The organism is Streptomyces triticirhizae, assembly GCF_003696235.1.
GTDB lineage: Bacteria > Actinomycetota > Actinomycetes > Streptomycetales > Streptomycetaceae > Streptomyces > Streptomyces triticirhizae.
Map to the genome: position 1 here is coordinate 1 of NZ_RFFJ01000218.1, position 9307 is coordinate 9307.

The following is a 9307-nucleotide window of genomic DNA, read 5'->3' on the forward strand; positions in this document are numbered from 1 at the left end:
CCTGTTTTGGGTTCCGGTGGTCATGGCGGGAAGGAAACGCCCGGTTACATTCCGAACCCGGAAGCTAAGCTTTCCAGCGCCGATGGTACTGCATGGGGGACCGTGTGGGAGAGTAGGACACCGCCGGACAGTTATTGAAGATGGTTGATGGGGATTATCGAGACGAGAGTCTTGGTAGTCCCCATCAACCATTTCTGCGTTTCTGTGGGGCCGTCGGGCTCCTCAGAGCCGGCCCGAGGTCTTCAGGGCCAGGTAGGCGTCGGCGAGGGCCGGGGCCAGGGCGGTGGGGGTGGCGTCGACGACGGTGACGCCCAGGGCGCGGAGGCGTTGCGCGGTCCGTTGGCGTTCCGCCTGGTGGCGGGCGGCGGCGGCCGCCTCGTAGACGGCGGTCACGGTGCCCCGGCGCGCGGCGAGTTCGGCGATGTGGGGGTCGCTGACGGCGGCGACCAGCACGGTGTGGCGTTCCGTCAGCCGGGGGAGCACCGGGAGGAGTCCGGCCTCGACGGGGGCGGCGTCCAGGCCGGTGAAGAGGACCAGCAGGGAGCGCCGTGGGGCGCGGGCGAGGGCCGTGGCGGCGAGGGCCGAGGTGTCGGTCTCCACCAGCCGTGGCTCCAGGGGCGCCAGCGCGGCGACCGTCGCGGGCAGGACATCGCCGCCGGTGCGGCCACGGACCGAGGCGCGGGGTTCGCGGTCGAAGGCGAGCAGGTCGACGCGGTCGCCGGCGCGGGTGGCCAGGGCGGTCAGCAGCAGGGCGGCGTCCATGGACGCGTCGAGGCGGGGGATGTCGCCGACCCGGCCGGCCGAGGTGCGGCCGGTGTCCAGGACGAGCAGCAGATGGCGGTCGCGCTCCGGGCGCCAGGTGCGGACGGCGACGGCGGACTGGCGGGCGGTGGCGCGCCAGTCGATGGAGCGGACGTCGTCGCCGGGGACGTAGTCCCTGAGGCTGTCGAACTCGGTGCCCTCGCCCCGGGTCAACACGGTGGTGCGGCCGTCGAGTTCACGCAGCCGCGCCAGCTTGGCCGGAAGGTGGCGGCGGCTGGTGAACGGGGGCAGCACCCGGACGGTCCACGGCACCTCGTGGCTGCCCTGGCGGGCGGCCAGGCCCAGCGGGCCGTGGGAGCGGATCGTCACCCGGGCCGCGCGGTGGTCGCCCCTGCGGGTCGGGTGGAGGGTGGTGGTGATCCGCCGGCGTTCGCGGGCCGGGACGGTGAGGCGGTGGCGCGCGGCGGCATAGGCGGCGCCGGGTTGCCAGGCGCTGGGCGGCCAGGCGTCGCGCAGCTCGGCGCGGAGCGGCCGGCCGGCGGGGTTGGTGACGGTGAGGCGCACCTCCGCGGTCTCGCCGAGGCGGGCGGAGGTGTCGCCGTCGCGGGCCAGGCGGAGGGTGCGGACCGGGGCGGCCAGGGCCAGGTCGTAGCCGACGGCCGCGAGCAGCGGCAGCAGGACGGCGAGCACGCCGTGCCAGCCGGGCAGGAGGCCGACGACCAGGGTGCCGAGGGCCGCGACGAGCGCGGTGCGGCCGGTGAGCGCCATCAGCGGGGGACCGGGACGCGGGCGAGCAGGCCGGTGAGGACGCGGTCGGGGGTGACACCCTCCATCTCGACCTCGGGGCGTGGCCTGACGCGGTGGCGGAGGGTGGGCAGGGCGAGGGCCTTGACGTCGTCGGGGGTGACGTAGTCGCGGCCGGAGAGCCAGGCCCAGGCGCGGGCGGTGGCCATCAGGGCCGTGGCGCCCCGGGGCGAGGTGCCCAGGGCGAGGGAGGGCGAGTCGCGGGTGGCGCGGCAGAGGTCCACGACATAGCCGGCGATCTCGGGGGAGACGGCGACCTTGGCGACGGCGGCGCGCGCGTTCTCCAGGTCGGCGGGGCCGGCGACGGGGCGGACGCCGGCGGCGGCCAGGTCGCGGGGGTCGAAGCCGGAGGCGTGCCGGGTGAGGACGTCGACCTCCTGCTCGCGGGTGGGCAGCGGGAGGGTCAACTTCAGTAGGAAGCGGTCGAGTTGGGCCTCGGGGAGGGGATAGGTGCCCTCGTACTCGATGGGGTTCTGGGTGGCGGCGACCATGAACGGGTCGGGCAGCGGGCGGGGGACGCCGTCCACGGTGACCTGGCGTTCCTCCATGGCCTCCAGCAGCGCGGCCTGGGTCTTGGGCGGGGTGCGGTTGATCTCGTCGGCGAGCAGCAGGTTGGTGAAGACCGGTCCCGGCTGGAAGGAGAACTCGGCGCTGCGGGTGTCGTAGACGAGGGAGCCGGTGACGTCGCTGGGCATCAGGTCGGGGGTGAACTGGACGCGCTTGGTGTCGAGTTCGAGCGCGGTGGCCAGGGTGCGGACGAGGAGGGTCTTGGCGACGCCCGGGACGCCTTCGAGGAGGACGTGGCCTCGGCAGAGCAGGGCGACCACCAGTCCGGTGACGGCGGCGTCCTGGCCGACGACGGCCTTGCCGATCTCGGCGCGCAGGGCTTCGAGGACCGCGTGCGGGGCTTCGGCTGATGGGGCGGCGGTCACGTGCTTAGCTCCTCGCCTGTCGGGGGTTCGGTGGTCGGGGGGTGGTCGGTGACGCGGCGTTCGAGGGCGTCGAGTTCGTCGGCGAGCCGCACCAGGGCGCGGTCGTCCTCGGGTGCGGGGCCGAACAGCAGGGCGTGGACGGCCGTCGGGCTGGTGCCTGCGTGGGCGGCGACGGCCGGCGGCAGGGCCTCGGGGCTGTGGGTGTCGGCGGGTGGGATGCCGACGGCGGGGGCGAGGCGGGTGCGGGTGGCGGTGCGGAGCGCGTCGGCGGCCTGGGCGGTGGCGTGGGTCTGGTGGTAGAGCCGGGCGCGGCCCTCGGTGGTCTCGGCGGCGGGAACGGTGACGGGCAGCGGTTCGGTGAGGACGGGGCCGAGGCGGCGGGCGCGCCAGAGGGCGGCGAGGGCGGCGGCGACGGCGAGTTGGAGGGCGGCCCAGCGCCAGCCGTCGGGGAGCAGTTCGCTGACGGTGCGCCGGTCGGCGTCGGCGGGGGCCTCGGCGCCGGTGGGGAGGTACCAGACGAGGTTCGGGTGGGCGCCGAGGAGTTGGAGGGCGAGGGAGGCGTTGCCGGCCTCGTCGAGGTGGTCGTTGGTGAGGAGGTCGGGGGAGCCGAGCAGCACGGTCTCGCCGGTGCCTTCGGGGGTGTCGGCGGGGAGGGTGACCAGGGTCGCGGTGCCCTCGGCCGGGTAGCAGGAGACGGCGTCGGTGGTGCCATCGGGGAGCGCGTAGCGGTAGCCGCCGAGGCGGGCGGAGCCGGCGCGTTGGGCGGTGGGCCAGTCGCAGCTTGGGGCGCGTTCGTCGGCCTCGACGGGTGGGGCGACGGTGGCGCTGGGGGCGAACGCGGCGGTGGCCTCGGGGCCTGGGGCGAGCAACACGGTGCGGGCGCCGGCGCGTTGGGCGGCGTCGCGGAGCGTGGCGCGGGCGGTGGGGGTGAGCGCCTCGGGCCGGGCGACGAGGAGGGTGGTGTCGGGGCCGGTGGCCGCCGTGGCCTGGGCGGCCTCGGCGGCGGTGCCGGCGAGGGTGGTGGTGACGCCGTGGTCGGCGAGGAGTTCGGCGACGGCGCGGCTGCCGCCGGGGACGGTGGAGCGGGGGTCGAGGGTGCCGCTGTCTCCGGAGTTGAGGACGGCGAGGAGGAGGCCGGCGAGGACCAGGGCGACGGCGCCGATGGCCAGGGGCCGGGCGCGGCGCAGGAGGTGGCGGGCGTCGGGGGAGACGGCGGTGCCGGTCGCGTTGGTCGCTTCGGGTGCCGTCATGGTGCGGTCCAGGCGGCGGTGAGGTCGGGAGTGGCGCGGCGTTGGGCCTCGTCGAGGGCGGCGAGTTGGGCGTGGTCGGCGGCGGTGGCGGGGTGCTCGCCGTAGGCGACGGCGTCGAAGAGGGCGGCGGCGTCGTGGAGTTGGGCGGCGAGGTCGGGGAGGGCGCGGGCGGCCTCGGCGGCGGCCTCGGTTGCGGTGCGGCCGGGGCGCGGGTCGAGGAGGGCGCGTTCTTCCAGGGCGCGGACGATGGCGCGCATCCGTTCGCGGACGGCGGGGGCCCAGCGGCCGGCGGCGGCGTGTTCCTCGGCTGCGGCGCGGTGTTCGGCGGCGCTGCGGGGGCGTTCGGCGAACAGGGCGCCGGCGGCGCTGGGGCCGGCGGCGGTGCGCAGGGCGCCGAGGCGGAGGCGGATGGCGAGGAGCACGGCGGCGAGGATCAGCAGGATGACGAGGAGGCCGAGCCAGCCGCCTGGGGTGTGGAAGGCGGCCGACTCCAGGGCGCCGAAGAGGCGTTCCCAGAGCCAGTTCCAGGCCCGGCGGACCGGGCCTGGCTCGTGGCGGGTGTAGAGGTGTTGGGAGAGTTCGCGTTCGGCGGCCTCCCTGGCCGGGTCTCTGGGCACGGTGAGCGGGGGGCCCACCTCGTCCGCCGAACGCATGGGTCAACGCTCCGGGTCGGGGTGGTCGGGGTGGTCGGGGGAGCCCTCGTTCCGGGTGAGGCCGGCGGCGCGGGCGAGTTCGAGGTCGAGGGCCTCGCGGCGGATGCGCTGGTCGATGTAGAGCAGTGCGGTGACGCCGGCGCTGATGGGGAGGGTGATGGTGGCGGCGATGACCGCGCCGATGCCGGAGAGGATCAGATAGGTCCAGGTCAGATCGCTCATGCCGCCGGTGAGGGAGTCGGTGCCGCTGCCGTCGATGAAGCCGGCGATGGCGGCGGCGGGGAACTCGATGATGCCGCTGACGACGACCACCAGGAGCAGCATGAGGAGTTGGATGCCGAAGATCCGCCACCAGGTGCCCTCGACGAGCTTGGCCGAGCGGCGCAGGGAGGCGATGACGCCCTGGCGTTCGAGCATCAGCGCGGGGGCGGCGAGGGAGAGCCTGACGTAGAGCCAGACGGCGAGGACGAAGCCGCCGAGGAGGCCGAGGACGGCGAGGGCCGGGATGCCGCTGAGGGCGAGGACCAGGCCGGGGACGGCGACGGCGAGGACGGCGAGGAGCGGAACGAGCAGCACGACGCCGAGCAGGCGCAGCAGTCGGCTGCGGGAGTCGGCCCACGCCTCGGCGAGGGTGACGTCGCGGCCGAGGACGGCGCGGCTGACGACGATGGTCAGCATGGCGGTGGCCAGGACGCTGCCGAGGAGGGTGACGATGCCGGTGACGGAGCTGAACGCCAGGATGTCGCCGAGGGCTTGGCGCAGTTCCTCGTCGGTGGGGTTGGGGTTGTCCTCCAGGGCGGCGAGGCCCTCGCTGTCGCTGAGCCACAGGCGCATCGCGAGGGTGGCGACGACCTGGGTGACGATGGCGATGCCGAGGCTGATGACCAGCACGGTGCGCCAGTGGGCGCGGGCGGTGGAGACGGCGCCGTCGAAGAGTTCGCCGAGGGTGAGGGGGCGCAGCGGAACGACGCCCGGCTTGGGTGCCAGGGGCATGGGTCCCCGTCCGCCCCAGCCGGGGGGTGGCCCGCCCCGACCGGGTGGCGGCCCGGTCCAGCCGGGTGGTGGTCCGCCCCAGCCCTGGGGTGGTCCGCCGGGCTGGCCGGTGGGCTGGCCGCCGGGCTGCTGCGGGGGCCCGTTGTCCGGGCCGGGGGACGGAGATCCGGGCGAGGTCCAGCCCGGCTTGTCGCTCACGGTTGCTCCCTTGTCGAACGTCTGTCGGACGTGTCGTGCGCGTCGAACGTGTCGAACGGTTTTCTGGGGGTTACCCCTGCGGCCGTGTGCCGGTCCCGCCGTGGTCCTGGCGCCCATCGTGCCATGGCGGTGGCGCGGTGGGGCCGGCGGAGTTCGTGGCGCGGTCGCGCCTTCTCACGGCGGGGGTCGGGCGGCAGACTGGGTCAATGGCTGATCTCAGAGTCCCCACCCTGCGCTGGGCGGAGCCGCCCGAGGGCCCCGTGTTGTTGCTGTTGGACCAGACCCGACTGCCCTCGGAGGAGGTGGAGTTGACGGTCACGGACGTTCCCGGTCTGGTGGCGGCCATTCAGTCGCTGGCGGTGCGGGGGGCGCCGGTGCTGGGTGTGGCGGGGGCGTATGGCGTCGCGTTGGCGGCGGCGCGCGGCTTCGACGTGCGGGAGGCGGCGCGGCTGCTGGCCGAGGCGCGGCCGACGGCGGTGAACCTCGGGTACGGGGTGCGGCGCGCGGTGGCGGCGTTCGAGGCGGCGGGCGGCGCGGGCGAGGTGGCGGCGGCGGCCGCGCTGGCGGAGGCGCGGGCGCTGCACCAGGAGGACGTCGAGGACAGCGAGCGGATGGCGCGGCTGGGCCGGGAGCTGCTGGGCGAGCTGCTGCCGGGCGGCCGCTATCGGCTGTTGACGCACTGCAACACGGGCGCGTTGGTGTCGGTGGGGGGCGGAACGGCGTTCGCGGTGGCGCGGGCGGCGCATCTCGCGGGTGAGCTGCGGCGGCTGTGGGTGGACGAGACGCGGCCGCTGTTGCAGGGCGCGCGGCTGACGGCGTGGGAGGCGGCGCGGGAGGGGATGCCGTACACGGTGCAGGTGGACGGCGCGGCCGGGTCGTTGTTCGCGGCGGGCGAGGTGGACGCGGTGCTGGTGGGGGCGGACCGGATCGCGGCCGACGGCTCGGTGGCGAACAAGGTGGGGACCTACGGTCTGGCGGTGTTGGCGGGCCATCACGGGGTGCCGTTCGTGGTGGTGGCGCCGGTGAGCACGGTGGACCTGTCGACGCCGGACGGGGCGGCGATCCGGATCGAGCAGCGGTCCGGGCACGAGGTGACGGAGTTGGCGCCGGGGGTGCCGGTGGCGCCGGTGGGGGCGCAGGCGTACAACCCGGCGTTCGATGTGACGCCTCCGGAGCTGGTGACGGCGATCGTCACGGACCGTGGTGTGGTGACGCCGGTGGATCACGGCCGGCTGGCGGAAGTGTGTTCCAGATCACGTTCATATGAGTCGCCATCGGGCAATGGGATGATGGACGCATGAAGGGACGCGTACTCGTCGTCGATGACGACACCGCGCTGGCGGAGATGCTGGGCATCGTGCTGCGTGGGGAGGGGTTTGAGCCGTCGTTCGTGGCGGATGGCGACAAGGCGCTGGCGGCCTTCCGGGAGATCAAGCCGGATCTCGTGCTGTTGGACCTGATGCTTCCCGGTCGGGACGGCATCGAGGTGTGCCGGCTGATCCGGGGCGAGTCCGGGGTGCCGATCGTCATGTTGACGGCGAAGAGCGACACCGTTGACGTGGTGGTGGGTCTTGAGTCGGGCGCCGACGACTACATCGTCAAGCCCTTCAAGCCGAAGGAGCTGATCGCCCGCATCCGGGCGCGGCTGCGGCGTTCCGAGGAGCCGGCGCCCGAGCAGCTGGCCATCGGGGACCTGGTGATCGACGTCGCCGGGCACTCGGTGAAGCGCGGCAGCCAGACGATCTCGCTGACGCCGCTGGAGTTCGACCTGCTGGTCGCGCTGGCCCGCAAGCCGTGGCAGGTGTTCACCCGTGAGGTGCTGCTGGAGCAGGTGTGGGGGTACCGGCACGCGGCGGACACCCGGCTGGTCAACGTCCATGTGCAGCGGCTGCGTTCGAAGGTCGAGCGGGACCCGGAGCGTCCCGAGATCGTGGTGACGGTGCGCGGCGTGGGCTACAAGGCCGGATCGAGCTGAGGTGTCGGACCGGGTGTGGTGGCACGGCTCCCGGCTGTTGTCCGAAGGGGCGAACAGCGGCCGGGCGCAGCCAGCCATCCGGATTTTCGGCCGGGTGGCGCGCGGCCCGCTGCTGTCGGTGATGCGGCTGTGGCGGCGGAACATCCAGCTGCGGGTGGTCGTCTCCACGCTGCTGCTGTCGCTCGCGGTGGTGCTGGTGCTGGGCGTGGTCGTGGTCGGCCAGGTCCGCAACGGGCTGCTGGAGGCGAAGCGGCAGACGGCGCAGAGCCAGGCCGAGGGCGGCTTCGCGGTCGCCGAGGACCTGGCCGTTGACGCCGACGAGCGGGGCGACACCGGCACCGGGCAGGCCGTCGACACCAGCACCTGGCTCAACAACATCGTGGAGCAGTTGGCCAGCGGCGGGCAGGGCGTGTACTACGTGGTCGCGCTCAGCTCGGACCTGTCGCCGCTGTTCGGCTCGGACGAGAGCCCGGCGCCGCCGCGCGGCACCCGCTCCATGGGCGACATCGAGGCGGCGGAGAGCGTCTCGCCCGAGATGCGGGAGGCCGTGGACCGGCACTCGGCGACCCACCGGCAGTACGGCACGGTGGTGCGGGAGAACGGCGAGACCGAGGCCGCGCTGATCATCGGCAAGCGGCTGCCGGACAACGAGGGCAACCAGTACCAGCTGTACTACCTCTTCCCCTTCACTCAGGAGGAGAAGTCGCTGAGCCTGGTCACCGGGACCCTGGCCACGGCCGGGCTGTTCCTGGTGGCGCTGCTGGGCGCGATCGCCTGGCTGGTGGTGCGGCAGGTGGTGACCCCGGTGCGGATGGCGGCCAGGATCGCGGAACGGCTGGCGGCGGGGCGCCTCCAGGAGCGGATGAAGGTCAGCGGCGAGGACGACATCGCGCGGCTCGGGGAGTCGTTCAACAAGATGGCGCGCAACCTCCAGACGCAGATCCAGCAGCTGGAGGAGCTGTCGCGGATGCAGCGCCGCTTCGTCTCGGACGTCTCGCACGAGCTGCGGACGCCGTTGACGACGGTGCGGATGGCGGCCGACCTGATCCACGAGGCGCGGGGCGACTTCGAGCCGGCGACGGCGCGTTCGGCGGAGCTGCTGCTGAGCCAGCTGGACCGGTTCGAGTCGCTGCTGGCCGACCTGTTGGAGATCAGCAGGTTCGACGCGGGCGCGGCGCATCTGGAGGCGGAGCCGACGGACCTGCGGGACGTGGTGCACCGGGTGGTCGAGGGCGCCGAGCCGCTGGCCGAGCGGAAGGGCGGCCGGCTGGTGGTGCGCGGCGACGGCACGCCGGTGGTGGCCGAGGTCGACCCGCGCCGCATCGAGCGGGTGCTGCGGAACCTGGTGGTCAACGCGATCGAGCACGGCGAGGGCCGGGACGTGGTGGTGCGGCTGGCGGCCGGCAGGGACGGCCAGGCGGTGGCGATCGCGGTGCGGGACTACGGCATCGGGCTGCGGCCGGGGGAGGCGGAGCGCGTCTTCAACCGGTTCTGGCGGGCCGACCCGGCGCGGGCGCGGACCACGGGCGGCACCGGCCTGGGGCTGTCCATCGCGATGGAGGACGCGCGGCTGCACGGCGGGCTGCTGGAGGCGTGGGGCGAGCCGGGCGGCGGGGCGCAGTTCCGGCTGACGCTGCCGTGCACGGTGGGCGGGCGGCCGCGCCGTTCGCCGCTGCCGCTTGAGCCGGACGACTCGCAGGCGCGTCGGGCGCTGCGGGCCGGCGCGGTGGCGGCGGCCCG

8 protein-coding genes and 1 rRNA gene are annotated in these 9307 nt (G+C 74.6%); 4 read left to right on the forward strand and 5 right to left on the reverse strand.

Going from position 1 to position 9307, the window contains the following annotated elements:
• Positions 1 to 12 precede the first annotated feature (12 nt).
• A 5S ribosomal RNA gene (gene rrf / locus EBN88_RS25805) occupies positions 13 to 129 on the forward strand.
• Between the two features lie 93 nt (positions 130 to 222).
• Here the strand turns inward: rrf and EBN88_RS25810 are convergent.
• The 5 genes from EBN88_RS25810 to EBN88_RS25830 are packed head-to-tail and all read right to left on the reverse strand — an operon-like array spanning position 223 to position 5394.
• Positions 223 to 1530, reverse strand: a complete 1308-nt coding sequence (locus EBN88_RS25810; RefSeq protein ID WP_122399463.1) for a DUF58 domain-containing protein — start codon at positions 1528 to 1530, stop codon at positions 223 to 225.
• Entirely contained in the window at positions 1530 to 2498 is a 969-nt protein-coding gene (locus EBN88_RS25815; RefSeq protein WP_122399464.1) for an AAA family ATPase, read from the reverse strand. The genes EBN88_RS25810 and EBN88_RS25815 overlap by 1 nt, the downstream gene beginning before the upstream one ends.
• On the reverse strand, positions 2495 to 3748 hold the full coding sequence (locus EBN88_RS25820) for a DUF4350 domain-containing protein (RefSeq protein WP_122399465.1): 1254 nt from the start codon (positions 3746 to 3748) through the stop codon (positions 2495 to 2497). Before EBN88_RS25820 ends, EBN88_RS25815 begins: the two co-directional genes overlap by 4 nt.
• Complete coding sequence (locus EBN88_RS25825; RefSeq protein ID WP_122399466.1) at positions 3745 to 4401, reverse strand: DUF4129 domain-containing protein; 657 nt, start codon at positions 4399 to 4401, stop codon at positions 3745 to 3747. The genes EBN88_RS25820 and EBN88_RS25825 overlap by 4 nt, the downstream gene beginning before the upstream one ends.
• A 3-nt stretch (positions 4402 to 4404) precedes the next feature.
• Positions 4405 to 5394 (reverse strand): hypothetical protein, encoded by a 990-nt coding sequence (locus EBN88_RS25830; RefSeq protein ID WP_325052784.1) that lies wholly within the window; start codon positions 5392 to 5394, stop codon positions 4405 to 4407.
• Positions 5395 to 5798: 404 nt separating this feature from the next.
• Between EBN88_RS25830 and mtnA the strand changes: the two genes are divergently transcribed.
• The 3 genes from mtnA to mtrB form a co-directional block, all read left to right on the forward strand.
• Positions 5799 to 6893, forward strand: coding sequence for an S-methyl-5-thioribose-1-phosphate isomerase (mtnA, locus tag EBN88_RS25835; protein WP_122399468.1), 1095 nt, complete (start codon positions 5799 to 5801; stop codon positions 6891 to 6893).
• On the forward strand, positions 6890 to 7567 hold the full coding sequence (gene mtrA, locus EBN88_RS25840; RefSeq protein ID WP_122399469.1) for a two-component system response regulator MtrA: 678 nt from the start codon (positions 6890 to 6892) through the stop codon (positions 7565 to 7567). Before mtnA ends, mtrA begins: the two co-directional genes overlap by 4 nt.
• A gap of 121 nt (positions 7568 to 7688) precedes the next feature.
• The coding region (mtrB, locus tag EBN88_RS25845; protein WP_147472847.1) for an MtrAB system histidine kinase MtrB at positions 7689 to 9307 on the forward strand (1619 nt) is incomplete at its 3' end.